The sequence below is a fragment of the Neobacillus sp. NRS-1170 genome (genome assembly GCF_050468025.1).
This window is the reverse complement of record NZ_JBITPF010000025.1, coordinates 250,086-276,000: the sequence shown is the minus strand read 5'-3', so window position 1 is coordinate 276,000 and position 25,915 is coordinate 250,086. Positions and strand designations below refer to the sequence as shown.

Genomic DNA, 25,915 nt, shown 5'->3' with positions numbered 1-25,915 from the left:
TTAAGTGCGGTAGGATGCATTGATTTTCACATAATCATATGTCAAATCGCATCCCCAAGCGGTAGCACTGGAATCACCTTGATTTAAATCAATATAGATTTTGACATTTTCTTGTTCTAGATATTGCTTCACATCTTCTTCTACAAAGGAACTTGGTAATCCATTTTCAAAAACTGTATAGGTTCCTATGGAAACCTTTAATTTATTTGGTTCAAGAGGAACTCCGCTATAGCCTGCTGCAGTAACGATTCTACCCCAGTTAGGATCCGTTCCATAAATAGCTGTTTTTACAAGATTGGATGAAATAATTGATTTACCCACAGCTGAAGCTTCCTCTACGTTGAAAGCTCCGTTAACTTGAACTTCAACCAGCTTTGTTGCCCCTTCGCCGTCTCTAGCGATTTTCTTAGCAAGGGACTCACAGACTATTTTTAAACCTTCTTTAAAGTCAGCCCATTCTGGATGGTCTTTAGTAAGCTGATTGTTTTCCGCTAGACCATTGGCCATTACTAAAACCATATCATTCGTGCTGGTATCACCGTCTACGGTAATCATATTAAAGGTTTGGTTCGTTACATCTTTTAATGCAAATAGCAGGTCTTCGTGGGCAATGTTTGCATCAGTTGTGACAAAGCCAAGCATGGTAGCCATGTTTGGGTGAATCATGCCTGATCCTTTGGCGGCTCCGCCAATGCTAATTGTTTTTCCATCGATTTGTAGTTGTACCGCAATCTGCTTTAGGCAAGTATCTGTTGTAAGGATTGCTTGCTTAAAAAATAATTCATTTTCGTTTTCTTTATCGAGAATTTGCTTAATTCCAAAATTTAGTTTATCCATTGGCAGTAGTTCACCGATTACACCCGTTGAGGTTACTGCAACTAGGTGCTCCTGGACCCCAAGTTCAGCTGCAAATCCTTTTTGCATCTCATATGCGTCCTTTAAACCTTGCTCCCCCGTACAAGCATTGGCATTTCCGGAATTCACTATGATTGCCTGAATTTTATTTTCTTTTGCGATACTTTCCTGTGTTACTAAAAGTGGTGCAGCTTGAAAAATGTTCGTTGTATATACACCGGCAGCTACAGCTGGTTTTTCGGAAACTATGTAACCGAGGTCAAGTCTCTTACGTTTAATCCCGCAATGCATGCCGCCTGCTTTGAACCCTTGTGGTAATGTAACACTTTCTTCTTCAAGAATAACGATTTTCTTGCTTGTTAATGCCTGAGTCAATTGAAATACCCCCTTAGTTTTCACTTTGTCCGTCTTCAAAACTAGTTAACTAACAATTTATCATTCTAATTATGGATATAGTGGAATATCAGTAAGCCCCGTCCGCTCATCCCACCCGTTCATAATATTTACGTTTTGAATCGCCTGGCCCGCTGCCCCTTTGACCAAATTGTCAATAACGGAGATGATGGTTAGGCGGTTTGTTCTTTTATCGACATGTAAACCGATGTCGCAATAATTTGATCCTTGGACTTCTTTTGTCGAAGGAATATTCCCTTGTGGTCTTACTCTTACAAATGGTTTATTTTTATAAAATTCGTTGTAAATTTGATGAACTTCCTCAGTCGAAAAAGAATCATTTAATTTTACATATACCGAACACATAATTCCTCTATTCATTGGTACTAAATGAGTAGTGAAAGAAATATTGATTGGACTGCCATTTTCATCAGATAAGATTTGTTCGATTTCTGGAATATGTTGATGTTCTCCAAGTTTATATGCTTTAAGATTTTCATTAATTTCAGCAAAGTGTGATGTTAAGGAAAGTCCTCTTCCTGCACCCGACACTCCCGATTTTGCATCAATTACAATAGACTCGTAATCTGCAATTTTTGTATTAATAATCGGCAAAAGTGCAAGAATTGAAGCTGTGGGATAGCATCCAGGGTTTGCAATAAGAGTGGAATTAGATATTTTTTCTTTATATATTTCACTTAACCCATATATTGCTTGATTCAGGTATGTTTCACTAGCTGGTGAATGCTTATACCATTTTTCATATTCATCTGCAGACCTAAGGCGAAAATCTCCCGAAAGATCGACGCATTTTATTCCCTTATCTAAAAGCTGGGGAACAAGATTCGAACTAACCCCCGAAGGTGTAGCCAAAAATACGATTTCATTCTTATTACTAATTGAATCCGCATCAAATTTTTCGAGTGGTTGATCGATAATCCCTGACAAGTGTGGATAAGTCTCACTAAAGTTTTTCCCAGCTTGGGAATTTGAAACAACCGTACCAACCTCCAAATGAGGGTGCTTATGAATTAGCCTAATTAGTTCAACTGATCCGTAACCTGTTCCACCGATTATCGCAGCTTTCATTTCTTCATCTCCTAAGTTGCTTTCATAATGAATTATTATACATCCACTTATATAATTATTCAATAATTAAATTGCCTAATTTTCTGTTTTAACTGAAAATAACACCATTATTTTTTGAAAACGCTTTCATTTCATTTTGTAAGATTATACAATTATTATGCAGTGCTCAACAAAAAAAAGAAAGGACCAGGCTGGGCACTTTCTTTCATTCTAATATTCATAAATTTGATTGTAGGATTTCCAAGACCTTGCGTAAGTCATTTACTGGAACCTGTCCAGGTGCGGATGCCTTTTTGGCAGCTCCAAAAGTAATTGCAGATCCAAACACCTCACCTGCTATTCGGCTGATAACACCCTGACCAGCCATCGACATGGTAATAATCGGTCTGTCAGCGTAATGTTCATACATTGAACAAGTGGCATCTAATAGGGTCAGAACATCTGAAGTACTTTTAGGCATTACAGCTATTTTCGGAATGTCGCCTCCGAGTTCTTGAGCTTTTCGTAGGCGAGATACGATTTCCTCTTTAGAAGGTGTCTTTTCAAAATCATGATTAGAAATGATGACGAACACACCATTTAAGTGAGCTGCTTCAATTAAGGATTTAATTATACCTTCATTATATAACAGCTCAACATCAATGATATCAACCAATCTAGTTTCCACAGCTGCTTTGTTTAATTCTAAGTAGGTTTGATTACTTAATTCCTTTTCTCCACCTTCTCTTTCACTTCTAAATGTAAAGATTAGCGGAACATTAGGCAAGATACCACGGATTTCCTCAAGAGCTTCTTTTACCTTTGAAAAATCTTCTACCTCATCAAAAAAGTCGACCCGCCACTCAACAATATCTGCATCAATTGTTTTAATATGTATTGCTTCATCTATTAATTCTGATACTGACCTCCCCACCATGGGCGTACAGATTTTTGGTGTCCCTTCCCCAATTGTAAGACCTTTAATAGTTATTGTTTTTTTCATAAAAAACCCACTCCTTGAATACCTCGAAAGCGATTTATCTTACTAATTCAGAATTTTTTCTATGATTTGGTTTGCAATATCCACCGGATTTTTATTATCGGTTTGAATTTTGAAATGATGATCTGCATAAACTTTTTGCCTATTGTTAAACAGCTCTTGCATCTCCTCAATTGATTTTCCTTGCAAAACTGGCCGGCTATCAATAATTTGGCTTATTCGTTCCTTCCAACTCTCAAAAGATATATCTAGAAATATTACTATAGAGGAGAATAAACAAACCTTTTTAATCTCCTCCTGTAAGAATGCTCCCCCACCAACAGAAATTATTAAATTCTTTTGTTGACTCAAACTAGTAATTAAACTTTTTTCCCTATCTCTAAATGCCTTTTCCCCGAATTCTTTAAAAATCTGCGTTACAGGCATATTAAATTCCTTTTCAATCTCTTCATCAATATCAATAAATTCTCGATTCAGTTTTTCTGCTACTAGTTTACCTATCGTTGTTTTTCCAGCACCCATGAATCCGATAAACACAATACTATTTTCACGATCAATATTCAATTTTTCGATCCCCCTACGACTAAGCAATACGTTAAAGTGATTTTTCTGAATTTTTTACAATTATAAGCCTTAAAGCTGAAGAATTCTACAAATTTGTGGATACTTTCTACAATTATTAGGGTACATTCTACAAATTTACGCCTACATTCTACAAAATTGAAGGTACATTCTACATTTGCCAATGCATTCTACAAATTTAGCAATACTTTCTACAATTCTTAAGGAACATTCTACAATTAAAAAGATACATTCTACAAATTTAATAGCCCATTCTACAAATGATATTGTTGCCCAAAAAAGAAGAGACCCCACACGGAGTCTCAAAGTTTATTGTTTCATTTTCGGATCTAGAACATCACGAAGACCATCGCCCATTAAGTTGAATCCAAGGACGGTCAGCATAATGGCGAGACCTGGAAAAATCAATGTCCACGGAGCTTGGGTAATGTAGTTTTTTGAATCCGCCAGCATTTTCCCCCACTCTGGTGTAGGAGGCTGAGCACCTAATCCTAGAAAACCAAGGGCAGCTGCCTCGATAATAGCAGTCGCAATCGCTAGAGTTGCCTGAACGATTACCGGAGAAATACTATTCGGTAAAATATGACGGAAAAGTATCCTTCCATCTTTCATTCCAACTGCACGGGCTGACATAATATACTCTTCTTGCTTTACACTTAACACCTTTGACCTGACAAGCCGGCCAAAGTTTGGAATATTGATAACCGCAATCGCAATAAGGGCATTTTGCAACGATGGTCCAAGGATAGACACAACCGCAATCGCCAAAAGAATACTCGGAAAAGCTAGCATGATATCAAAGATACGAGATATGATATTATCAATCCAGCGTCCATAATATCCAGCCACAATACCTAGAAAAGTTCCGATAACAACAGAGCCCAAAACAGAGAAAAAACCAACCCATAAAGAAATCCTTGCTCCATATACAACCCTCGAAAAAATATCCCTGCCAAAGTCGTCTGTTCCGAACCAATGCTTAGAAGATGGAGCCTGCATCCGCTCAGTCAATACTTGACCTTTAAAACTATATGGTGCCACCCAAGGAGCGGCGATGGCTAAAATAATAAAAAAGAGGACAATCCCTAAGCCAATCACGGCTAATTTATTTTTATAGAAGGATTGCCACGCCTCCTTCCATGGAGGTGTCAGCTTTTCTTCGGCAGGCATCATAGTGATGTCCGCTGTGTTTTTTGCAAGTTCAGCCACTGGTAATCCCCCCTATTTCGTATATTTAATTCTTGGATCAACAAAAACATATAATAGATCCACGATTAAATTTATTAGGACAAAGATTGCTGCAATAATTAATATCCCGGATTGAATAACCGGATAATCGCGATATCCAATCGCATCATATAAATACCGTCCAATCCCCGGCCAGCCAAAGATTGTTTCTGTTAGAATCGCACCGCCTAATAGCAGTCCTGTTTGCAAACCAATTACAGTAAGAACTGGGATAACAGCATTTTTTAAAGAGTGTTTGTAAACCACCCAAAACATCCTAAGACCCTTTGCTCTAGCTGTTCTTACATAGTCAGCTCTCATAACTTCAAGCATCGTTGCACGTGTCATTCTTGCGATAATCGCCATTGGAATGGTTGCAAGAGCAAAGCTTGGCAGTATCAGATGCTTGATAACGGTACCAAATTGGTCAAACCTTCCCTGTATGAACGTATCTATTAAATAGAGATTAGTAATGGCCGAGACTGGATCCCTGACATCTTCTCTTCCAGTTGTCGGCAGCCAGCCTAATTCATTTGCAAATCCCCATTGCATCATTAAGCCAAGCCAGAAAATCGGCAGTGAAACCCCAATTAGGGCTAGGACCATTGCGACATAATCGAACCAGGATTTAGAAAACCAAGCACTAATAATCCCTGCATTCACACCAATGATGATAGCAATCAGCATGGCAACTACTGTGAGTTCGATTGTGGCAGCTAAAAATGGCCATACTTCATGGTTAATTGGACCCCTTGTCCGGAGTGAAGTCCCTAAATCCCCATGCAATAGTTTATTAATATAATCCACGTATTGTATGTACCAAGGCCTGTCCAACCCCAGTTGTTTCGATAATACGGCTATGGCTTCTTTTGTTGCCCTTTGACCGAGGATAACCTGTGCAGGATTTCCCGGGATGGCATGAATAATACCAAAAACAACTAGAGTCATCCCAAACAATACTGGTATTAATGAAAACAAGCGTCGGACCGTATATGTAAACAAGCTTATCACCTCTTTTTAACATTTTCGTTAACAAAAGGGGAGGCAATGCTCCCTCCCCTTTCACAAATGATTATTTAAAATCTACTTTTGTTAATGCTTCAGAACCAGTTGGGTGTGGTAAATAGTTTACGACATCCTTAGAAGCTGCTAACAATGGTGTAGAGTGAACAAGCGGTACCCATGGAGCATCCTCATGGATGATTTCTTGAGCTTTCTTGTAAAGATCGTTACGTTTTGCTTGATCAGATTCAGTCTGAGCTTTAATTAATACATCATGCAGTGCATCACTGCTATAGTAAGAGTAGTTATTACTTCCAATGCTATCTTTGTCTAAAAGCGTGTATAAGAAGTTATCTGGATCTCCATTGTCGCCTGTCCATCCAAGCATGAACATATCAAACTCGCCTTTAGCGGCTTTGTCTAAATATGTTGCCCATTCAACGGATTGGATTTTTGCTTTAACACCAATCTTGCTCAAGCTTTCTTGAATAACCTCAGCAACCTTTTGAGCTTCTGGCATATATGGACGTGCTACAGGCATTGCCCATAAATCAATTGAGAATCCTTTTTCGTAGCCAGCTTCTTTCAATAATGCTTTTGCTTTTTCTAAATCATATGGGTATGGCTGAATGTCTTTGTCATATCCTTCAATGGAAGGAGGCATTGGGTTGACAGCTGGAAGAGCCTTGCCGCCATAGAATGCATCAATGATCGCTTTCTTATCGATAGCATAGTTGATAGCTTGGCGAACAAGCTTGTTATCGAATGGTTTGCGAGTGGTTGTTAAACCAATATAACCAACGTTCATAGAAGGACGCTCAATAACTTGTAGCTTGTCGTTTCCTTTAACAGTTGCTTCATCTGAATTGTTTAATCCATCCATCACGTCAATCTCGCCGTTGGCAAGAGCATTAAGACGTGCAGTGTTTTCAGGAATTACACGGAAAATAACTTTGTTTAACTTAGGAAGACCTTTTTGCCAGTAGTCAGGGTTCTTTTCAAGAGTGATGGTATCATTTTGTTTCCACTCCACGAATTTGAATGGCCCTGTTCCAACCGGATGGCTTCTGAAATCGTCGCCCCATTTTTTCACAGCTGTCGGGCTGGCAATTCCGAATGGAGACATCGCCAAGTTCTTTAAGAACGGAGCTTGTGGACGCTTTAATACAAATTGAACTGTATTCGCATCGACTGCTTTTACTTCTTTAATAACGTGGCCCTCATCTTTTTTATATCCGCCAAACATTGTGTAATAAGGGAATTTGTCAGAATCGCCGTTCATCCAGCGATCAAAGTTAAATACAACCGCATCTGCATTGAAATCAGTACCGTCATGGAATTTAACTCCTTGACGAAGATGGAAGGTGTAAGTTAATCCATCAGGAGAAACTTCCCACTTTTCAGCAAGTCCAGGGTTAATTGTTGTATCTTGGTCACCGTACTGCAGCAATGTTTCATAAATGTTTTCTGTTACTTTGAAAGCTTCACCTTCAGTAGTTGTGATAGGATCAAGAGAAGTAGAATCTCCTCCGCGGCCATAAACTAGTGTATCCTTTTTGGAACCGCTGTTAGTAGCAGGATCTTTCTTTCCGCCTGCTTCATTATTTGTTTTGCTGCTGCAGCCAACTAAAAACATGCTGATGGCCAATAGAGAAATCAACAGCAGTTTAAAAGACTTTTTCTTCATAAGCAATTTTTACCCCCTAAATCTTTTTTTTATTTATCATGAATGCTGGCTATCACTTGTTATATAAGTGACAGGCAACATAATGACCGTTAAGATCTTGTTCCGCAGGTCTCGCCGTTTTACAAATATCCATTACTTGAGAGCATCTAGTATGGAAAGCACAGCCTGAAGGAGGATTTGCCGGGCTTGGCAGTTCACCTTCAATTAAAATTGTTTTTTTCTTCAATTCTGGATCTGGTATTGGTACAGCCGAAAGGAGTGCCTTCGTGTATGGATGCTTTGGATTTTCATAAAGCTCTTCACTTTCAGCTAATTCTATTAATCTGCCTAAATACATTACGCCTACCCGATCACTAATATGACGCACTACACCTAAATCATGGGCGATAAATATGTATGTAAGTTGGAATTCTTCTTGAATGTCCTTCATTAGGTTAAGAACCTGTGCCTGGATGGAAACATCTAGTGCAGATACAGGTTCATCAGCAATAATCAACTTTGGTTTTGTCATTAATGCTTTGGCAATTCCGATCCGCTGACGCTGTCCGCCGCTGAATTGGTGCGGATATCGCTTGGCATGGTAGCTGCTTAAACCTACTACCTCAAGCATTTCTTTTACCTGTTTTTTTCGTTCTTCCTTTGTCCCAATTCCATGGACGATCAACGGTTCTTCTAAAATCTGCTCAATCGAATGCCTTGGGTTTAATGAAGCATAGGGATCCTGGAACACCATTTGAATATCTCTGCGGATCTTTCTTAAATCTGTTTTCGACATTCTTGTAATCTCTTTATCTTCAAAAACAATTCGTCCATCACTCGCTTCAATCAAGCGCATGAGCAGCCGTCCTGTTGTTGACTTTCCACAACCGCTTTCGCCTACAATGCCCAATGTTTCTCCTTTTTTTACATAGAAAGAAACATCATCAACTGCTTTGACTTCCCCTTGTTTCTTTCCAAAAACACCACCAGTGATTGGGAAATATTTCTTAAGTCCATTTACCTCAAGAAGTAATTCTGACATGCTGGTTACTCTCCTCCTTCAATGTATGTAGGAAACATCGCACTTCATGTCCGTCTTTTTCCAAATGATATAAATCTGGTGATTCCACATGGCATCTCCCGATTTGTTCTGCACATCTTGCGGCAAATCGGCAGCCTTTATGGACAGTCCCAGGTGTCGGAACGGTTCCCGGAATACTGTAAAGACGGTCTTTTTTTCCTCTTAAGTCAGGAACTGATTTTAATAAACCTTTTGTGTAAGGGTGCTGTGGGTCCTTTAATATTCTTCTGACATCACCCTGCTCCACAATTTGACCGGCATACATAACAATGACACGTTCACAAATTTCCGCCACGACGCCTAAATCGTGGGTAATCAGAATAATGGAGGTATTTGTTTTTTTATTCAAATCCTTCATTAATGCCAGGATTTGTGCCTGAATCGTAACGTCGAGCGCCGTTGTTGGCTCGTCCGCAATCAATACCTTTGGATTACAGGCCATCGCCATGGCAATCATGACCCTTTGTCTCATTCCGCCTGACAGCTGATGCGGGTGTTCCTTTAGTATTCCTTCTGCCCTTGGAATCCCCACCAGCTTTAATAGTTCGATGCTTCGAACTATTGCTTCTCTTTTTGATAGATCAGTATGTAATCGAATTGCTTCCAACAGTTGATTTCCAACCGTAAATAATGGATTCAAGGAAGTCATCGGCTCTTGGAAAATCATCGAAATCTGATTTCCACGGATTTTTCGCCATTCTTTTTCGGATATGTTTTTTAGGTCGTTTCCTTCGAAAATTATTTCACCCTTTTCGATTTTACCTGGAGGGGAAGGAATTAGCCCCATTGTAGCTAAGGATGTAACACTTTTACCGCTCCCTGATTCTCCTACAATTCCAAGGATCTCTCCTTCTTTTAATTCAAAACTAATACCATCAACTGCTGGTAAAAGTTTTTTCCCAGACTGAAATGATACCTTTAAGTCTTTTATTTGAAGAATAGGTTCTTTGATCACACTTACACCTACCTAATAGTATTTTCTGATTAAATGGAAATATTTTAAAATAATAAATTTTATAACTATTCAATATATAATTATTTTTGCTTTTTTATTGAAACTTGTCAATGATTAAATTTTTATCCAACGCTTCCACATATGTAAGCGCTTTAAAAAAAGCCTGACACCATCGTATTCCAATAAGTGACAGGCTTCATTTATTTTTTTAAAATTCTATTGTTCGATTTCTTTTAGTGCAACTTCCTGATAGGCTTTGAAGAAGAAATCACAGAATGTATCCCATTCAGCCGCTGCTTGGATTGAAGCTTCGCTAACTTCTTCTAAAACAGGACTTTGCAGTAAATGCTCCAGCTGTTCAGAGAATTTCTTAATTGAATCTGGATTTGCCCCCTTTAATACACTGCTCACAAATTCTCTAGGAGAATACCAGTCTGCCACTCTTTGGAGATCACGATAAATTTGCGTTAATAGTAGATTGCGCGGGCCTTCCCATTGTTCATTAACGACGACATCACGAAAAATTCGCGGCAAAGAAGAAAACTCCTCCATTACCCCATGCCCGGCAAACATTGATATGGTCTCTCTTAATATTTCAGCACCTTCATTGGTGGCACAAATTTTTTGCAATAAAATAAGTTCACGTAAGTTAAACAATTGTTTTCTGGTTTCAATCGGAAGATCTGATTTTATGCCCGGATTAAGAGGTTTTTCTAAACGCAAAAACAAATCGTAGATTTTAAAAGCACCGGCAGTTGTACGCTTAGCAGCTTTTTCGATTCGTTTCAGCTTGCTCACCGCAAGCGGGTATTCATTTACTTTTTTTCCAAAAACGGTTCGGAAATCGCTGTAAAGGCTGGCTTCTCTTGATGCCCGCAGCATAAATCCTGCGCAGGCAATGCCGATCTCGAGTCGGGATAAGGTCAAAACAATGCCAACAGCGACTGCAACTCCTTTATCCTTAGGACCAATCGGATAGGCCAATGCCCCATTGTATTGAATTTCAGCAGTCGGCAATTCGGCGGTACCAAGCTTCCATTTTATCCGGTTAATTTCGTATCCATTGCGTTTTTCTTTTTCCTTATCGCCAGGGAGCCAAGCAGGAACAATAAATGTACATACTTTATCTGTCCCAGAGATTTTGGCAGTAACAACGGAATAATCCGCATGGGCCGCAGAACAGAAGAACTTATTTCCAAATAGACGATAATTCTTTCCATCAGGAACCGCTTCAAGAACATTGGCTGGCAGATCCGAACCGCCTTGAATTTCTGACATAAACTGGGCGCCAATCGCAAATTCGCCGTCTCCCCCTTCTTTTGTATGCTGCAAAATTTCTTGAAGTTCCGGGTAGTCTTCATTCGGAAATTGCTCTAACAGAGCTATTAATCCATGTGTACATGTTAAAGGGCAGGTAACTCCGCCTTCGCCAATTTGGTGAGTCAGCATTCGCTTCACAAAGCTTTCCCAATGAGTCATTTTGCTAGAAAATAGTCCTTCCCCAAATACCTCGCGTTCTAATTGATGGACTTCCATAGGCCGGACAATGCGGTCAATTCGATGATTAAAAGCATCATAATGAAGCATATATGGCCTAACTTCTGGTCTTGCTATTCGTTCAGCTAAATGGTTCCATTTCGTAGAAACAGTAGGTGAGAAAGAGAGAATGGTTTCATGGAGTTTCTCAAATTGGGACCCTGTAAATTTTCTTACTGCTTTTTGCAAAAATGGTTCATCACGGTACCAGTCAAGATTTTCACGTTTTGCTAAGAATTCATCAAAAGAATACGTATTTTTTCCTCGTGTTTCAGTTTCTTGGGAAGCTAGGTTCATTGAATGGCACACTCCCTTTTTGGATAAAATTTCATAATTTTCAGTATTTATTATAAAGGCAAAGTGACGATTAATCAAAAAGTAAAAGACCCTGTAATGTTGGGACATTTACAGAGTCTTTTTACTGTCTATTTTTTCAATCCAGTATAAATGAGGATAGCATCCCTTAAAAATTCTGCTGTCCCTGGCTGTTCTTTATCATAGTAGGCAGTAAATCTTTCATCATCGACATACATTTGTCCAAGTCCTGCGTGGGCTTCTTTGCTGTATTCGTGCCAATAATAAGTGAGCCATTGCTTATGAAGTTCAGCTGCTTTTTGCGCCAGCTCCCCTGCAGGATCACCTGTTTTAAAAGCCTCAGCTAAGGTTTCTTGGACTTGTTCTGCTAGTTTTGACACTTCCGTATACTGTTCCTCGGTCATATTCTGCAATTTTGCATTTGACTTTTCAACCGTGTCATTTCCGTACTTTTGACGAATTTCTTTTCCGTACTTTTTTTCATTATCATCTATCATTTTTTTCTTAAAGCCTTCAAACTTTTCTTTATTTGACATGTTCATTCTCCCTTCTGATAATGCTATAGTTTTTTCAACATTAGTAATTAATAAATCTAATTGAACCCGCTTTTCGAGGAGCTTCTCGCGATGTTCTCTGAGTGCCTTTGCTCTGTCAAAGGAAGGAGCCGTAACGATTTCTTTAATGCTGTCCAAGCCCACTCCTAATTCTCGGTAGAATAGGATTTGCTGGAGTCTATCCACTTCCGTTTGCCCATAAATTCGATATCCTGACGAATTGATTCTTGCCGGCTTAAGAATTCCAATTTCATCATAATACCTGAGCGTTCTGGTGCTGACACCCGCGAGATTTGCTAGCTTTTGCACTGTATATTCCATTCGATCATCTCCTCATAGCTAACGATATACCTTCACGCAGCGTCAATGTCAATCATTATTATGCCTAATTTTCTTTTTAAAAAAAATGGTGCCTGACACCACTCGTGGACAAATGTCCACGGACGGTGTCAGGCACCAACAAAAGAAATATTTGTCGAACAGTTTTGATAATACTAGGACTTTTTCCCCTTTATATATGTTATTAGGAATAAAATACTTTAGAATTTTGAAAGGAGCAGGGTTATGGCAAAGGTTATTGTTATGTATAATCAACCAAAAGATAAAGAGGGATTTGAAAAGTATTACTACAATGTACATATACCTTTAGTGCAAAAAATCCCTAATCTTAAAGGGGCAGAAATTCATCACGTTTTACAAGCTCAAAATACGAATGAAGATTTATTTCTCTTAGCTGAGCTTCATTTTGATGATCCACAGACTTTAGGTCAGTCACTTGCATCTCCAGAGGGTCGTGAAGTGCAAGGAGATGTATTAAATCTTATGCAATTCTTGAATAAACCGCCTGTAATTATCTTAGTAGATTAGAAGCGAAGGAAAGATCCTAAAAAAATAGGATCTTTTTATTTTTCCGTAATGGATTGTCCCAGCTTTTGCATACATTTATGTTTAAGGGGGGATTCTCATTTATACTTCGTTTTCATCAAGCAGTCTTATTCGATTTGCAGTAGCCTTTGTATTTATTACATCTGGACTTATGAAATTAATGAGTGCTGAACTAGCAAGTAGTTTTCTCCGTTTAGGGCTACCCTATCCTCACATAATATTAAAGGTTGTCATCTTACTAGAAATTGTTTGCGGACTTTTAATCATGCTTAATAAAGCAGTTAAAAATGCAGTAATTCCTTTAATTGGAATTATGATTGCCGCTCTTATATTAACAAAACTGCCAACCTTGAATATCGGTCTATTGCAATTTGCTTTTAATGCGAGATTAGATATTGTGATGATAGTATTACTCTTCTATCTATATAAAAGGTATCCCAATTGAACATTCAATCCAAGAAGTGACCAGATTGTTAACAGCAATTTGGTTTTTTATTGTGTTAAAATAACTTCTATCAAGTTATTACTTAGAGAGGGAATGCATTTGAATATAAAAGAAAAGGTAAAGGACCTGCCCTTAACCCCTGGGGTTTATCTAATGAAAGATTCCCAAGGCCACATCATTTATGTTGGAAAAGCAAAAAATCTTAAGAGAAGAGTACAATCTTATTTTCAAAACATAAAAGCTCATCCACAAAAAATAAAAAAGCTCATGGCAAACTTAAACGATTTTGACTATATCCTTACAGATACAGAATTTGAAGCCTTCATGCTGGAATGTAAATTAATAAAAGAAATGAAACCAATATTTAATAGAAAGATGAAAAGTCCAAAATCCTATCCCTATATCGTTATTAAAATGGATAATGGTCATCAAATACTAGAAGTAACAGATAAAATTATCGATAATGACAAAAATCTATATTTTGGTCCCTTTATTAACAAATACACGACAGAAAGAGCCATTCAAGGATTAAAAGAAGCTTTTAAAATAAGCTGCAGTAAACCTTTTATGAAAAATGGTCCATGCTTAAACTATTCCTTAGGATTATGTATTGGCATGTGTCTTGGAGGACATGCGCTCGATCATTACGATAACATTATAAACAAAATAATCGATTTACTTAGCGGCACCGACTTTAGCATACTTGAAGAACTAAATCAGAGCATGATTACTGCTTCCGAACAATTTGATTTTGAAACTGCGGCAAAATATCGGAACATGCTAGATGCTATAAACCCTATTATATATAAGGAGCAAGTCATTGAGTTTACCGAAGAAAATAAAACTATAGTTGTCAGGGAATCGTTAAATGACTCCACTTTTAAACTCTTTTTTATTAAGGGAAATAAAGTTTTATTTAGCGAAAAGTATCATTTAGGATGTACAAATGGTCTTGAACATCTTCAGAGCATTAAAGAAAAAATATTAACGAATTTTAATCCATCCACTTCTCCCACGAAAGTTAGCAAAAATGATCTTGATGAAGCACAAATTATATATAGTTATTTAATGAGCGAAAACTGCAGCTATAAAATTATCCCCGAAATTTGGCTTGAATCTGAAAAACGAACCTTAATAGATGAAGCCCTTAATGAACTAATTATTCATTATGTTTGAGCCTTGGTTTAGTAATTAGAAACCAAGGGCTTTTTTTATTTCAGAATCCTCGAAATATAATTAATTTTCCTAAGAGTTCTTTTAAATGAAAATTCTATTTTTCCGAAAAAAAATATTATTTCAAAAAAACTTTCTTTTCAGCGTAAATATCCTCAAAACCCGCTAATATCAAGCATTTAAAACGTTTACATTTTTTATTTCCAAAAAAAGTTTTTGACGATTCTAAACAAAAAAAGTATTATAAAATAGTAAAAAAGGGAGGTAGTAAGATGTCAGACTTGAATAGACAGAAAATTGTGGACAGTGTACCTCAAAAGGGTTTTTTTGGACATCCGAAAGGATTATTTACACTGTTCTTTACTGAGTTTTGGGAGCGTTTTTCGTATTATGGAATGAGAGCCATCCTTGTATTCTATATGTACTACGAAGTATCCAAAGGCGGATTGGGGATTGATAAAACCCTCGCTCTTTCCATTATGTCCATTTACGGTTCACTCGTTTATATGTCCGGAATTATCGGCGGTTGGTTAGCTGACAGAATTTTCGGTACGTCAAAAGCCGTTTTTTACGGTGGAATTTTGATCATGTTCGGTCATATCGTTCTTGCCATACCAGGAAGCGTTTCAATGTTCTTCGTTTCGATGGTATTAATCGTCCTTGGAACAGGACTTCTGAAGCCAAACGTTTCGACAGTTGTCGGAGAAATGTACAGTGAAGAAGACAATCGCCGTGATGCAGGTTTTACTATTTTCTATATGGGGATTAACGCAGGGGCATTTTTATCACCGTTAATCGTTGGATCCGTTATGGATTACAGCTTCCATTTAGGATTTGGTATTGCTGCTGTAGGGATGTTCTTAGGATTAATCGTATTTATTTTAACAAAGAAAAAGAATCTAGGCCTTGCTGGTACAGTGGTTCATAATCCATTGTCACCTGATGAAAAGAAAAAAGTTTTCACTATTATTGGATTAAGTGCAGTCATTATTGCAGTTTTAATTGTTGTTTTAATTTCAATGGGGATGTTAACATTTGAGAGCTTTATCAATCTAGTAACGATTCTTGGTATTTTGATTCCTACTATGTATTTCATTGTTATGTACCGCAGCCCTAAAACAACAGCAGTAGAACGTTCACGTGTCATTGCATATATTCCGTTATTTATTGCAGCTGTAATGTTCTGGTCAATTCAAGAGCAAGGCTCAACGATCCTTGCTAGTTATGCGGATACACGCACACAGTTAGACTTTGCAGGAATCCATATTTCTCCTGCATGGTTCCAATCTTTAAACCCATTATTTATTATTATTTTTGCACCTATCTTTGCAGCAATTTGGGTGAAATTAGGAAAACGTCAACCAACGATCCCGCAGAAATTCTCGTTATCATTATTGTTCGCTGGCGTATCATTCCTTGTTATACTTTTACCTGCTTACCTTGGCGGTACAGATTCATTAGTTAACCCATTATGGCTTGTTTTAAGTTACTTAATTTGCGTATTTGGCGAATTACTCTTATCACCTGTTGGGTTATCAGCAACTACAAAATTAGCACCAGCTGCCTTCTCAGCACAAACGATGAGTTTATGGTTCTTAGCAAGTGCTGCTGCACAAGCTCTTAATGCACAAATTGTTAAATTCTATACACCTGAAACCGAAATGACATACTTCGGTGTAATCGGTGGAGCTTCGATTGTCCTTGGTATTATCCTGTTTATTCTATCACCAAAGATTCAAAGCTTCATGAAAGGTGTACGTTAATTAAAAGATAAAAGGCTGTTGAGCGAATCAACAGCCTTTTGTTTATTTTAAGACAAGCTCTTTTTCTATTAATTCTTTTCTTTGCACCCATTGAAAATCCTCCGCAATTTCATAGGAAGCAGGTGTCATTTCCTTCAATTGTTCAAACGTAAGTTCATCCACCAATTCTACCAACCATAAACGTCCCTCACGGAATTTGAATACCGCATATTCGGTGACAATGGTATCCACTCTATTTTTAGCAGTAAGAGGATAGGTACACTCTTGAAGAATCTTTGGTTCTCCTTTAGGTGAAAGATGAGTCATTGCCGCGATTACTCGTTTTGCTCCAATGACAAGATCCATTGCACCACCCACACCGAGAACATCCTTTCCTGGCACAGCCCAACTTGCAATATCCCCGCCTTCAGATACTTGCAGGGCACCAATTACAGTAGCATCCAGATGTCCTCCTCGCATGATCGTAAAAGAGAGAGAGCTATCAAAGAAGGAAGCATGGGGCAAGGCCGTAATCGGTTGTACACCTGAAGCATTTACCAAATCCATTTGATCAACATTTTGAACGATCTCATCTGGCCCTGGCTCCGGTCCAACCCCAAGAATACCATTCTCAGAATGCAGGGTGATTCTTCCCTTCGGTAAATAATCGGCAACCAAAGTAGGAATTCCAATTCCGAGATTCACAACACCTGATTTTAATTCTTGTGCGCAGCGCCATGCAATGTAGTGCTTAATTGAATCACTCATTTCAAATTTCCTCCCTTTTCACAACGATATCCACAAAGATAAATGGTGTAACGATTGTATCTGGATCAAGTTCACCAATTTCAACAATTTCATCTACTTCTACAATTGTAAGCTTCGCGGCAGTCGCCATTACCGGATTGAAATTCTGAGCTGTTTTTTTGTAGACAAGGTTTCCGGCCTTATCTGCTTTATGTGCTCTGATGATTGCTACATCAGCGGTTAAAGATTGTTCAAGAACATGTTCGCGGCCATTAAAGACACGAATTTCTTTCCCTTTTGCCAAATCCGTACCTGCGGCAGTTGGAGTATAAAAAGCTGGAATCCCCGCTCCTCCCAGTCGAATAGCTTCAGTAAACGTACCTTGAGGTAACAGCTCAATCTCAACATCACCCTCACGATAAGCCTTTACTAATTCCTTATTGGTTGAAAAGAAACTGCCAATCACTTTTTTAATACGGTTCTGAACGAACAAATCATTTAGGATAGATACGCTCCCCAGGCTGTTCATGATAAGGGTAAGGTTATGTAGGTTAGTCTTATTTATTAGTGCCTTCGATAGGTATCTAGGCATCCCGGGAAAGCCAAAACCACCCACCATAATTTTAGCAGCTTCAGGAATTTGTTTAACAGCTTCTTCAGCGGTTAAGAATTGGACATGTGTTTCAATTTGATTACTTGTAGCGTTCATCATCCATTCTCCTTTGTTGTTGTTTTTGTATTGATACTGACCGGTTGGTATGCTATTATTAAACAAAATAATAAATTTTCTGTCAATTGTTATTATCTAAATAATTTTTGAAAAAAATTTCGACAAATTTCTTTTTTATTCTGATTGTGTTTCCCTTTTATTTCGGCATTTCTTTAGTCTAAATTTATTTTTCATTTAGACCATTAACAAATAATATTATCTCCGAGTTTTGACCCGGGATCAAAGGAAGGATAAATTAAAATGAAACTAGATCAAGTAGCTAAGCAAATCTCAACACCATTAGATGCTCCAGCATTTCCGCGTGGACCGTATCGGTTTAATAACCGGGAATATTTGAACATTATTTATCGTACGGATATGGAAGCATTGAGAAAAATTGTTCCAGAGCCATTAGAGATTGATGAACCGCTTGTTAAGTTCGAGGTTATCCGCATGCCGGACGTAACCGGCTTAGGCTCTTACACGGAGTCTGGTCAAGTCATCCCTGTAGGTTTCAACGGCGAAAAAGGGGACTATGTTCACTCCATGTACGTGGATAACCATCCAGCAATTGCGGCAGGAAGAGAAGTTGGGGCTTACCCGAAAAAACTTGGAAAACCAAATCTTTACATAGATTCAGATACGTTAGTCGGAACGTTGGATTATGGGACATTAAGAGTGGCCACCGCTACTATGGGATATAAGCACCAGCAAATTGATTTAGAGCAGGCCCGAGAAGAAATTTGTAAACCCTATTTTATGCTAAAGCTGATTCGAGGCCAGGATGGGAAACCGAGGATTTGTGAGCTGGTTCGCGGCGAAATTACAGATATCACGATTAAAGGCGCCTGGACCTCCCCTGCCCGCTTGCAGCTATTTGCTCATGCACTTGCACCAATGGCTGATTTACCAGTGCTCGAGATTGTGTCGGCATCGCATATTCTCACTGACCTTTCTTTGCCTCGTACTAAAGTTGTCCATGACTATCTTGCGGCAGAGCAGTCCGTTGAGAAGAAGGAATTAATTAGTCAAAAATAAATCGTTAGTTAAAAAAAAGTGGACCCCTACTTTGATGTAAGGGTCCTCATCCATTTTAATTCTCTTTTCTATCGTTCAGCTCATCAAGGAGCTGTTTTGTCCTTTTCGCATTTCCTTCGGCAAAGTTTTCTAACCGCTCTTTTAATTCATCATCGTCGTGAACCCTTTCTGCTGTAATCAAATAGGTCCTCATCAAATCTTCTTCCACTTCGATTGAATGTTCTAGAACTTTTTCAAGTGTTTCCTGTTCCTCATTTTTTTTATTAAAAAAATTTAAATCCATAGGAATAGCCTCCTTTTCCCCATTATTTTTTTCAAATCTATTCATGGATATCCATTTGTTCCAAATTTTAATTTTTAATGCAAAAAAGCAAAGAAATCGATTATGATTCCTTTGCTTTTTGGGATAATATTATCGCAATACTCGAGCAGCACTCGAAAATTTTGATGAATCGTATTTAGCAATTTTCACAACATCACCTGTTTGCGGGGCATGGATATATTGTCCATTACCAATATAAATGCCTACATGATAGGCAGGGTTACCCCTGAATACTAAATCTCCCGGCTGTACTTGACTCGGGGAAATTCTCGTTCCAACATTCTGTTGGTCACGGGACACTCTTGGAAGATTAATGCCAGCTGCATTTCTAAACACATATGAAGTGAATCCAGAGCAATCAAAACCGCTTGGTGTTGTTCCGCCCCAAACGTAAGGGACACCCAAAAACTGTTTAGCATAAGCAATAACTGCGCTTGCATCCCCTGAGCTACTTGGAATGGCTGCGACAGAAGCTGGCGTTGATGATTTTGTACCTTTGCTTACTGAAGTATGCGGTTTAGCCTTTTGTTGTACTTGCTGTGCTTGCTGTGCTCGCTGCTGGGCTAAAAGAGCCTGACGCTCCGCCTCCTGCTTAGCCTTTTGTTCAGCCAGTTGATCCTGTTGGTTTTGCAATTTGTTTTTGGCGGCCGCCAATTCCATTGCTATTTCTTGTTTATCTTGTTCAATCTTTTTTTGTGCAGAAGCTAATTCAGCCTGACTATTTTTCAATTTGTCTAATTCGTTATGTAATTTTTGCTCTGCATTTTTTAATTCCTGTTCTTTTTGATTTAAACCATTCAGCAGGGCAGTGTCACTTTCCATAATCGTCGAAATAGCTGTGAAACGGGTTAAAAACTCAGAAAGGTTTTGAGAAGAAAGTAAAAGCTCTGCGTATGCAGCGAGTGATTGTTTCCCCTCTAATTGAATACTTTTCAGCCGTTCAGAATAGACCTTTTTGTGATTATCTAATGACTTTTTGGCTTCTTCAATGTCAGCCTCTGTATCTACTATTTTTCCTTGTTGTGATTTAATATCATCGTTTAGCTTTTGGCTTTTCTCCATTGAAAGGCTGATTCGATCATCTAATTGTTGAATCTTCGTTTCAAAATTATCGATTTGTCCTTTTGTCTCATCGATTTGTCCTTGTGTCACTTGTGAATCTTTTGGACTAGCAAATGTTGGTGTTACTTGTATCATTGAGGCAAGGACGGCAGCCGATACTGTATATTTTAATAGTTTCTTTATCATCACAAAAACTCCTTTTGTAACCTATCATTTAATCAAAATACTAATATATTCCTAGTTTATAATTCAATTGGCCGAAAAACAATGAATCTGTCGCTAATGTAATATAATTGTAATTTTATGTAGAAAAAGTTTCCTGTCACGACCCGAAGTTTAACGGATTATGTCGAGTAATTTTGGGATTGATCCTTTGTCTAATTAGAACTAATATCCTATCAACATAAAAAGCCCGTTCCTTAAAGAATGGGCTAAATTTTTTATTTATTTTTAAATCTTCTTTTCAGATGTTAATTTATCTTCTTTAATACTGCTTGCCTTACGATGAATCCACGTATAGGATACATTCTTTCTGAAAAAGTGTAGTTTTTGTTATTTACTAAAAAAGTATTGTTATCTAATTTTTTACACTCTTTTCCTCTCTCTATCAGATCGTGAACCACAACCTGACTTAACTCTTCTTGTGACGAATAATGTTTATACAAATCTAACACGATAGTATTATTTCTAGAGAACATGACATATCGCCTCTTCCCCTGCAAAATATAATTGTGAAACCCTTCACATAATTATCATACTACCATTTGATAAATAAAAATGTTACAAAATAAGGAATATCTGCAGCGAAAACTATAATTAGTTCACAATACTATGGTACACACAAAGCTAAACAGCCCTAAACGAAAAAAGGCAACGCCCAAAAGGGTTAGTTGCCTTCCTTTAAAATAAGTGTTTAAAGTTCTACTTTGCTTTTACCTTGAAATTGGGGCACTTCTACTGTTCCCCTATTCCATCAAGATTCTTTGACCCAAAGTTATCGAGCAATGCACGCACTTCATCTGTTGATTTCGTGTTCATCAATTGATTTCTTAATTCACCAGCTCCTCGGAATCCTTTGACATAAATTTTGAAAAAGCGATGAAGCCCTGTGATTGAACGTGGCAATACTTCCGCATATTGATCTTGAAGATCAAGCTGAAGTCTTAAAAGATCAAGGTATTCTTTACTACTATGCTCTTTTGGCTCTTTTTCAAAAGCAAAAGGATTTTTAAAAATACCTCGTCCGATCATAACGCCATCAATACCATATTGTTCAGCAAGCTGCAGCCCAGTTTGACGGTCAGGAATGTCTCCATTGATTGTTAGTAGCGTATTAGGTGCGATACGGTCACGTAATTTTTTGATTTCCGGAATTAGCTCCCAATGCGCATCTACTTCGCTCATTTCCTTTCTTGTACGTAAATGAATAGAAAGGTTCGCAATATCCTGTTTTAAAATATGCGTTAGCCACTCCTCCCACTCCTGAACCTCCTTATAGCCAAGTCGTGTTTTCACGCTGACAGGCAGTCCGCCCGCTTTTGCTGCTTGAATAAGTTCTGCCGCAACGTCAGGACGCAGAATAAGGCCACTACCCTTCCCTCTCGATGCCACATTCGGTACAGGGCAGCCCATATTAATATCGATGCCTTTAAATCCAAGCTCTGCCATGCCAATACTCATTTGACGGAAATTTTCGGGATTATCCCCCCAAATATGTGCCACCATTGGCTGTTCATCTTCTGTAAAAATCAAACGGCCACGCACACTTTTCATGCCCTCTGGATGACAAAAGCTATCCGAGTTTGTAAACTCTGTGAAAAATACATCCGGTCGGCCGGCTTCACTTACTACGTGACGAAAAACAACATCTGTCACATCTTCCATTGGTGCAAGTACAAAAAATGGTCGTGGTAAATCACGCCAAAAATTATCTATCATTTCAAACTCAAATCCTCTCACTATGGATACAACATCAAACTCTCGGTTTAAGAAATATTAGGCCAAATGTTCCACTTCTTTTACACTTATATCATGCTTAATAATTTATTATCAAACACAAGTACATTTGGACATTAATAATTTGTGAAAAACTATTGTGAAAATAGGCAATGTTTATTTTAACGAAAATCGGTCCTGAATGGTATTTTTATAAACAAAAAAGCAGATTGTATAGATTTTTTCTATATCAACTGCTTTTCTATTATACCAACTCCAACCGCGCGACCGCTTCACAATGTGCTGTATGTGGAAACATATCCACCGGTTGGACATATTTTACTTCATATCTTGAACTTAAGGTTTGAATGTCCTTAGCTAAGGTTGACGGATTGCAAGAAACATAAATCAGCTTTTCCGGTTTCACCTGTAAAATGGTTTGCAATAATTGCTTGTCCAGCCCTGTTCTTGGCGGGTCGACGACAATAACGTCCGGTTTCCAGCCTTTCTTTACCCATTTTGGAAGGACCTCTTCCGCTTTCCCCGGGACATATTTTGTATTAGTGAATCCATGACGTTTTGCATTTTTCTTAGCATCCTCGATAGATTCAGGAATGATATCCATCCCGCGGACTTCTGCTGACTGCTCTGCAAGCCACAATCCGATAGTCCCGACACCGCAATAAGCATCGACTACTTTTTCCTTGCCTGTCAAGGCCGCTGCTTTTTTTACTTCATTATATAGCTTTACTGTTTGAACAGGATTCAGCTGGAAGAAAGTTCTCGCCGAAAGCTCGAATTGCAGATCGCCTAATGTTTCTTGGATAAATTCCTCACCAGCTAGGTTATGAGTTTCTTCGCCAAAAATGAGTGAGGTTTTTTCTCCATTTATATTTTGAACGATTGATTTGACGTTTGGCAGCCGTTTTTGGATTTCTTGAATGATAAGTTCTTTTTTCGGCATCTCTTTTTGCGAAGTAATTAATACAACTTGAACTTCACCTGTTTGAACGCCAACACGGGTAACAATGGTTCGGACGATTCCCTTTCTTGTTTTTTCATTGTATATAGGTATCCGTAATTCCTCTAAAATTTGTTTCACCCTGGCTGTCGCTTCGTTTGTATGTGAATGCTGGACCGCACATTGCTCGATATTGATTAATTGATGGGAATTAAGTCCATAAAGTCCCGCAAGGACCTTGCCCCCTTTTTCACCGACTTGAAAGCTACTTTTATTACGGTAGCCCCAAGGGTTTTCCATGCCAATTGTTTCACGGATATCAAGGCTTTCGGGTTTGAGCTTTGTATGGCGTTCAAGCGCTTGGATAATGATATCGCGCTTTTCCTTAAGCTGCTGATCATAGTGCAAATGCTGAAGCTGGCAGCCCCCGCACTGATCGTAAACCGGACAGAGCGGTTTTACCCGGTTTGGTGACTGGATACGGATTTTTTTAACCTTTGCCTCTGCAAACTTGGGGTGAATCTTAGTAGCTTCCACGACTACTTCTTCACCCGGAAGTGCCCCAGGCACAAACACGACTTGCTTTTTATAATATCCGACGCCTTCACCGTTGATGCCAAGTCTTTTGATGGTCAGCGGGAAGGTCTGTTTTGGTTCAATTTTAATACTTTGCTCGGTCTTCATAAATTCAACTCCAAATTATTCGATGCTTCTCCATAAATAAAAGGAAGCGTAGCTTAAATAGGGCTCCCAGCCCTGTTTATAACGTCCCATTTCCTCAAAGGTTGGTTTTTTCTCAAGCTGGTAGAGCTTTTTCAATCCATTTTGAATTCCAATGTCCGCAAGCGGAAAAAGGTTCGGCCTCCCAAGTGCAAATAAGAGGAAATTTTCGACTGTCCACCTGCCGATGCCCCGGATTTTTGTTAGTTGTTCAAAAATCGCTTCATCGGGTTGATGTTTCAAAACATCTAGACTTAATCCGTTTTCGGTGAATTCTTTTGCGATTCCTATGATATATTCTGCCTTCCTGCCGCTAAACTGCAGTTCGCGCAATTGTTCCACTTGAAGGCTAGCTACGATTTCAGGCTCTGGGAAAAACCATACACCATCGATTTCATAGCCGAAGGTTTTGACAAATCGTTCAGTAAGGGTATAGGCAAAGGTCATATTAATCTGCTGGTGGATAATACATTTGATAAGACTCCCAAACAGGTCGAAATCAAGCACAAGGGGTGTTCCGATGAACAGGTTGAATATTTCCTTGAGGTCCGTTTGTTGAAAATGGTTGTGGATTTTATCCAATGGAACATTCCATTGAAAAATTTCAGACACCCTTTTGATTGCCGCTTCTTTGTCAGTTTTTCCGTTTAGGACGAAGGCTGGCTGATTCGTTGTCCCTGTCGCCGTTATATCCACTACCTGTGCTTTTTGGGCGATAGCGGTTGGAACTCTTATTGTTCGTTTTTCTAAGTCTAGCTGTTTTAATGGATCTGACGCATGTCTTTGTAATACACTATCAAAATTATAAGGACCATCAATTTGGATTGTTTCTTGCCACACAGGAGATCCATCCTTTGTTATTTTACCCCGTATTATAGCATGAACTTTTTAATATCCGTAAAGAATATGTTCAAAAATCATGGTTCCATTTCCTCAATTGAATAAATTACTCTCATTAAAGCATCCGCCGCATTCTCTTTGGTATATATTTCATCTCCAATTAACATACATGTAACTTCCAAAATCCTATGTTTTAATAAAGCATACCAAGATTTAGTATTTAATTCATCTATATCCCACATAACAAAAAACTCCTTCTATAATAATTTCCCACTACGAAAAAAGAAAACCGAATTTCAAGCGAAATTCGGTCATTTTAATTTATCGAGGCTTTTAAATTTATAGCCTTTCTTTTTCAGGTCTTGGATGGCTTTTTCAAGGGCGTCGGCGTTGTCCTTGGAAATGGAGTGTAACAGGATCACACATCCGGGATGGACTCGGTTCATAATATTGTCATATGCATATTGCCAGCCCCTTTGCTGATTTACATTCCAATCAACGAAGGCCAACGACCAAAATACATGCGTAAAGCCCTCCTCTTTCGCAATCTGCAATGTTCTTTCACTAAAAGTCCCTCGCGGAGGGCGTAAATATTTCATTTCTTTTTGTCCTGTTATTTCTTTTGTTTTTTCCTTAACTTTTTGAAGCTCTCTGCGGATCCTCTCATCACTTACCGCTGTAAAATCGGGATGATAGTAGGAATGGTTGCCGATGATATGTCCCTCATTTACCATTCGCTTTGTAAGCTCAGGTTGTGATTCTAAAAAATGTCCTGTCACAAAAAAGGTAGCAGGTACTTTTTCTTTCTTTAACACATCAAGAATTTTTGGCATATATCCATTCTCGTAGCCGCTGTCAAAAGTAAGGTACAAGGTCTTTTTGTTTGGACTACCCTTATAAAAAGCCCCATATTTCGCTAGCAGTTCATCATATTCTGGGCCTGCTTCTGCCGGCTGCTCGTCCACAGCTTTTTTAAAGCCCCAGTGGATGGGCTTACTAGAAACCGCAGCGCTGGCTGAAGCCGGCACAAGTAAAAACAGCACCATTATGCTGCCAATAAATCTTTTCATCCATGCTCCCCCTATTTTGTTTGTTATATTGT

General features: G+C 38.5%; 25 protein-coding genes. 5 read left to right on the top strand and 20 right to left on the bottom strand.

Features of this window, described 5'->3' with window-relative positions; all coding sequences use genetic code 11:
- The 11 genes from argJ to ACIFOT_RS11445 all read right to left on the bottom strand — a co-directional run bounded on the left by argJ (position 1) and on the right by ACIFOT_RS11445 (position 12,555).
- Complete coding sequence (gene argJ / locus ACIFOT_RS11495; RefSeq protein ID WP_430064612.1) at positions 1-1,230, bottom strand: bifunctional ornithine acetyltransferase/N-acetylglutamate synthase; 1,230 nt, start codon at positions 1,228-1,230, stop codon at positions 1-3.
- A gap of 69 nt (positions 1,231-1,299) precedes the next feature.
- A complete protein-coding gene (gene argC / locus ACIFOT_RS11490; protein ID WP_430064611.1) occupies positions 1,300-2,337 on the bottom strand; it encodes an N-acetyl-gamma-glutamyl-phosphate reductase in 1,038 nt (345 codons plus the stop codon).
- A 217-nt stretch (positions 2,338-2,554) separates the two neighbouring features.
- Positions 2,555-3,319, bottom strand: coding sequence for a type I 3-dehydroquinate dehydratase (gene aroD, locus ACIFOT_RS11485; protein WP_430064610.1), 765 nt, complete (start codon positions 3,317-3,319; stop codon positions 2,555-2,557).
- Positions 3,320-3,361: 42 nt separating this feature from the next.
- The gene (locus ACIFOT_RS11480) at positions 3,362-3,880 is read right to left on the bottom strand and encodes a shikimate kinase (protein ID WP_430064609.1); all 519 of its coding nucleotides are present in this window, start codon (positions 3,878-3,880) and stop codon (positions 3,362-3,364) included.
- 327 nt (positions 3,881-4,207) lie between these two features.
- Positions 4,208-5,107, bottom strand: a complete 900-nt coding sequence (gene nikC / locus ACIFOT_RS11475) for a nickel transporter permease (protein WP_430064608.1) — start codon at positions 5,105-5,107, stop codon at positions 4,208-4,210.
- 12 nt (positions 5,108-5,119) lie between these two features.
- Positions 5,120-6,127 (bottom strand): ABC transporter permease, encoded by a 1,008-nt coding sequence (locus ACIFOT_RS11470; RefSeq protein ID WP_430064607.1) that lies wholly within the window; start codon positions 6,125-6,127, stop codon positions 5,120-5,122.
- A gap of 70 nt (positions 6,128-6,197) precedes the next feature.
- Complete coding sequence (locus ACIFOT_RS11465; protein WP_430064606.1) at positions 6,198-7,814, bottom strand: ABC transporter substrate-binding protein; 1,617 nt, start codon at positions 7,812-7,814, stop codon at positions 6,198-6,200.
- A 52-nt stretch (positions 7,815-7,866) separates the two neighbouring features.
- Positions 7,867-8,835: an ABC transporter ATP-binding protein gene (locus tag ACIFOT_RS11460; RefSeq protein WP_430064605.1), complete on the bottom strand. Its 969-nt coding sequence runs from the start codon at positions 8,833-8,835 to the stop codon at positions 7,867-7,869.
- The gene (locus tag ACIFOT_RS11455; RefSeq protein WP_430064604.1) at positions 8,816-9,829 is read right to left on the bottom strand and encodes an ABC transporter ATP-binding protein; all 1,014 of its coding nucleotides are present in this window, start codon (positions 9,827-9,829) and stop codon (positions 8,816-8,818) included. Before ACIFOT_RS11455 ends, ACIFOT_RS11460 begins: the two co-directional genes overlap by 20 nt.
- A gap of 216 nt (positions 9,830-10,045) precedes the next feature.
- Entirely contained in the window at positions 10,046-11,662 is a 1,617-nt protein-coding gene (locus tag ACIFOT_RS11450; RefSeq protein ID WP_430064603.1) for an acyl-CoA dehydrogenase family protein, read from the bottom strand.
- A gap of 128 nt (positions 11,663-11,790) precedes the next feature.
- Positions 11,791-12,555 (bottom strand): MerR family transcriptional regulator, encoded by a 765-nt coding sequence (locus ACIFOT_RS11445; protein ID WP_430064602.1) that lies wholly within the window; start codon positions 12,553-12,555, stop codon positions 11,791-11,793.
- A gap of 243 nt (positions 12,556-12,798) precedes the next feature.
- On the opposite strand from ACIFOT_RS11445, the gene ACIFOT_RS11440 reads away from it, so the two are divergent.
- From ACIFOT_RS11440 to ACIFOT_RS11425, 4 genes are all read left to right on the top strand, one after another.
- Positions 12,799-13,101, top strand: a complete 303-nt coding sequence (locus ACIFOT_RS11440; RefSeq protein ID WP_430064601.1) for an EthD family reductase — start codon at positions 12,799-12,801, stop codon at positions 13,099-13,101.
- Between the two features lie 91 nt (positions 13,102-13,192).
- Positions 13,193-13,564: a DoxX family protein gene (locus tag ACIFOT_RS11435; protein WP_430064642.1), complete on the top strand. Its 372-nt coding sequence runs from the start codon at positions 13,193-13,195 to the stop codon at positions 13,562-13,564.
- Between the two features lie 99 nt (positions 13,565-13,663).
- On the top strand, positions 13,664-14,740 hold the full coding sequence (locus tag ACIFOT_RS11430; protein ID WP_430064600.1) for a GIY-YIG nuclease family protein: 1,077 nt from the start codon (positions 13,664-13,666) through the stop codon (positions 14,738-14,740).
- A 269-nt stretch (positions 14,741-15,009) separates the two neighbouring features.
- Positions 15,010-16,500 carry a peptide MFS transporter gene (locus tag ACIFOT_RS11425; protein WP_430064599.1) on the top strand — a complete coding sequence of 497 codons (1,491 nt, stop codon included), beginning with the start codon at positions 15,010-15,012 and terminating at the stop codon, positions 16,498-16,500.
- Between the two features lie 42 nt (positions 16,501-16,542).
- Here ACIFOT_RS11425 and ACIFOT_RS11420 read toward each other — a convergent pair whose 3' ends face one another.
- A complete protein-coding gene (locus ACIFOT_RS11420; RefSeq protein WP_430064598.1) occupies positions 16,543-17,247 on the bottom strand; it encodes a 3-oxoacid CoA-transferase subunit B in 705 nt (234 codons plus the stop codon).
- Position 17,248: 1 nt separating this feature from the next.
- On the bottom strand, positions 17,249-17,938 hold the full coding sequence (locus ACIFOT_RS11415) for a CoA transferase subunit A (protein ID WP_430064597.1): 690 nt from the start codon (positions 17,936-17,938) through the stop codon (positions 17,249-17,251).
- Between the two features lie 252 nt (positions 17,939-18,190).
- Here ACIFOT_RS11415 and ACIFOT_RS11410 point away from each other — a divergent pair, with 252 nt between their 5' ends.
- Entirely contained in the window at positions 18,191-18,973 is a 783-nt protein-coding gene (locus ACIFOT_RS11410; protein ID WP_430064641.1) for an acetoacetate decarboxylase, read from the top strand.
- Positions 18,974-19,028: 55 nt separating this feature from the next.
- Here the strand turns inward: ACIFOT_RS11410 and ACIFOT_RS11405 are convergent, their stop codons facing one another.
- The 7 genes from ACIFOT_RS11405 to pdaA form a co-directional block, all read right to left on the bottom strand.
- A complete protein-coding gene (locus ACIFOT_RS11405) occupies positions 19,029-19,256 on the bottom strand; it encodes a hypothetical protein (RefSeq protein ID WP_430064596.1) in 228 nt (75 codons plus the stop codon).
- A 129-nt stretch (positions 19,257-19,385) separates the two neighbouring features.
- Positions 19,386-20,543 carry an NlpC/P60 family protein gene (locus ACIFOT_RS11400; protein ID WP_430064595.1) on the bottom strand — a complete coding sequence of 386 codons (1,158 nt, stop codon included), beginning with the start codon at positions 20,541-20,543 and terminating at the stop codon, positions 19,386-19,388.
- 768 nt (positions 20,544-21,311) lie between these two features.
- The gene (locus ACIFOT_RS11395) at positions 21,312-22,295 is read right to left on the bottom strand and encodes a tRNA dihydrouridine synthase (protein WP_430064594.1); all 984 of its coding nucleotides are present in this window, start codon (positions 22,293-22,295) and stop codon (positions 21,312-21,314) included.
- A 262-nt stretch (positions 22,296-22,557) separates the two neighbouring features.
- Positions 22,558-23,937, bottom strand: a complete 1,380-nt coding sequence (gene rlmD, locus ACIFOT_RS11390) for a 23S rRNA (uracil(1939)-C(5))-methyltransferase RlmD (RefSeq protein ID WP_430064593.1) — start codon at positions 23,935-23,937, stop codon at positions 22,558-22,560.
- Between the two features lie 15 nt (positions 23,938-23,952).
- The gene (locus tag ACIFOT_RS11385; protein ID WP_430064592.1) at positions 23,953-24,813 is read right to left on the bottom strand and encodes a DNA-3-methyladenine glycosylase family protein; all 861 of its coding nucleotides are present in this window, start codon (positions 24,811-24,813) and stop codon (positions 23,953-23,955) included.
- Between the two features lie 77 nt (positions 24,814-24,890).
- Complete coding sequence (locus tag ACIFOT_RS11380; RefSeq protein WP_430064591.1) at positions 24,891-25,055, bottom strand: hypothetical protein; 165 nt, start codon at positions 25,053-25,055, stop codon at positions 24,891-24,893.
- A 69-nt stretch (positions 25,056-25,124) separates the two neighbouring features.
- Complete coding sequence (gene pdaA, locus ACIFOT_RS11375) at positions 25,125-25,883, bottom strand: delta-lactam-biosynthetic de-N-acetylase (RefSeq protein WP_430064590.1); 759 nt, start codon at positions 25,881-25,883, stop codon at positions 25,125-25,127.
- Positions 25,884-25,915 lie beyond the last annotated feature (32 nt).

Bases quoted from the DNA above. Each gene is read 5' to 3' on its own strand.
- argC (WP_430064611.1), bottom strand. From the start codon at position 2,337: ATGAAAGCTGCGATAATCGGTGGAACAGGTTACGGATCAGTTGAACTA.
- aroD (WP_430064610.1), bottom strand. From the start codon at position 3,319: ATGAAAAAAACAATAACTATTAAAGGTCTTACAATTGGGGAAGGGACA.
- ACIFOT_RS11465 (WP_430064606.1), bottom strand. From the start codon at position 7,814: ATGAAGAAAAAGTCTTTTAAACTGCTGTTGATTTCTCTATTGGCCATC.
- ACIFOT_RS11460 (WP_430064605.1), bottom strand. From the start codon at position 8,835: ATGTCAGAATTACTTCTTGAGGTAAATGGACTTAAGAAATATTTCCCA.
- ACIFOT_RS11450 (WP_430064603.1), bottom strand. From the start codon at position 11,662: ATGAACCTAGCTTCCCAAGAAACTGAAACACGAGGAAAAAATACGTAT.
- ACIFOT_RS11445 (WP_430064602.1), bottom strand. From the start codon at position 12,555: ATGGAATATACAGTGCAAAAGCTAGCAAATCTCGCGGGTGTCAGCACC.
- ACIFOT_RS11440 (WP_430064601.1), top strand. From the start codon at position 12,799: ATGGCAAAGGTTATTGTTATGTATAATCAACCAAAAGATAAAGAGGGA.
- ACIFOT_RS11425 (WP_430064599.1), top strand. From the start codon at position 15,010: ATGTCAGACTTGAATAGACAGAAAATTGTGGACAGTGTACCTCAAAAG.
- ACIFOT_RS11420 (WP_430064598.1), bottom strand. From the start codon at position 17,247: ATGAGTGATTCAATTAAGCACTACATTGCATGGCGCTGCGCACAAGAA.
- ACIFOT_RS11415 (WP_430064597.1), bottom strand. From the start codon at position 17,938: ATGATGAACGCTACAAGTAATCAAATTGAAACACATGTCCAATTCTTA.
- ACIFOT_RS11405 (WP_430064596.1), bottom strand. From the start codon at position 19,256: ATGGATTTAAATTTTTTTAATAAAAAAAATGAGGAACAGGAAACACTT.
- ACIFOT_RS11400 (WP_430064595.1), bottom strand. From the start codon at position 20,543: ATGATAAAGAAACTATTAAAATATACAGTATCGGCTGCCGTCCTTGCC.
- ACIFOT_RS11395 (WP_430064594.1), bottom strand. From the start codon at position 22,295: ATGATAGATAATTTTTGGCGTGATTTACCACGACCATTTTTTGTACTT.
- rlmD (WP_430064593.1), bottom strand. From the start codon at position 23,937: ATGAAGACCGAGCAAAGTATTAAAATTGAACCAAAACAGACCTTCCCG.
- ACIFOT_RS11380 (WP_430064591.1), bottom strand. From the start codon at position 25,055: ATGTGGGATATAGATGAATTAAATACTAAATCTTGGTATGCTTTATTA.
- pdaA (WP_430064590.1), bottom strand. From the start codon at position 25,883: ATGAAAAGATTTATTGGCAGCATAATGGTGCTGTTTTTACTTGTGCCG.